This is a genomic window from Bartonella sp. AD328YNZD, from assembly GCF_042196425.1.
On sequence record NZ_JBHIQG010000508.1, the window covers coordinates 1 to 1,320 of the forward strand.

Consider the following 1,320-nt stretch of genomic DNA (forward strand, 5'->3'; position numbering starts at 1 on the left):
AAATAATAGGCTGAGCCATAAAACTTGCCGACATCAAGAAATTCTGCCCGCGTTTCATAAATGAAATTTTGATTGGGCAGCGTGCCCCCAACCCCACCCGATTGGGGCTTTGGTAAAGGAAGCCCCTCAGAAAGTTCCCCTGCATTATTGAGATCGACTTTTTGTGTAAAGAGAGCGCCAGCCCCAGTTAAACCACTGAGCGCCTCCAGTGGATTGCCTTCAACGGTTTTTGCTTCAAAATGCGCATCCCCTGTAATCGAACTTTCCGCTGCCGTGTTATTGAGTTGATCAACCACCAAATTCAACGTGCCACCCGCTTGGACAAGACCTGGAACGCTCTCCAAAGATTCTGAGCGGATATGACGAAATTCGCCATCGGCTATATCTAAAGAAACATCGCGGCTTCCATCAGCTTTATAGCCATAACAATTGTCTGTGTCTGCTTTACAATGCATAAAGGTATTTTTATAAGCAGTTGCACCCAGATTGGTCAGCACACCAGCGTGGATATCGGCATTTCCCCCTGCTTCTATAGAGCTATAATGGTTGTCAATGGTATCAGCGTTAATGATGAGATTGCCGTGAGATTGTATCATCCCCTGAACGGTAGGTTTATGCGAAAACCCTTGCGCAACGATTTCCTCTGTCATGTGTGACCGGTTATACCATCGATACCGTTCTATATTACTGTTTGTCTTGTCATATTTCCAAGTAAATGACTTGTAGACTGTTCCATCGTTTGAAATTGCGGCACCATAAGTTTCTTCTTTGCTCGACCAAAGCTTTTTATCAAATACAAATTCTTCTGTATGAAAGACATAATAATTCGGTACATAATTTGGTAGAGGTGGATGAGTAAGTTCATCCTTAGTGTGCCCCTTTCCCCAAAGGTTGGGACCATCTTGATATAACATCCCATCACTGAGTTGATCAGAATCCTTTGGTTTTTGGAAAGAAATATCGTTATATTCCGTTTTTTCCGTGATGACAGGTGTGCTATCGGCTTCGTTTTTCAGGGTGTTGGTTTGGATATTTAAATTTCCACCAGCTTGAATAAAGCCTGCTTTGTTAACAAGCGAAAGGCTTTTTCCGCTGCCAGCCGCATTGGTAAAAAACAAATCACCCTCTGCTAAAATGGCGCCAAAATCATTGAGCAAAGCGCCATCAACTTGTAAAGCACCATTGCCCTTCACATAGATTAAACCCGTTTTGTTGTTGGTCACATTGCCCGTCACGCTAAAGGCTAAATCCTGCCCCGATGCCAATTGACCGCTATTTCCAAGCTCCCCCGTTTTGATCACGAAATCTCTGGCTGCTAAA

General features: G+C 43.8%; 1 pseudogene. It reads right to left on the minus strand.

Annotated features, from left to right (window positions below):
- Positions 1-1,320: pseudogene (locus ACFIO3_RS13255) on the minus strand (filamentous hemagglutinin); the annotation flags it as partial.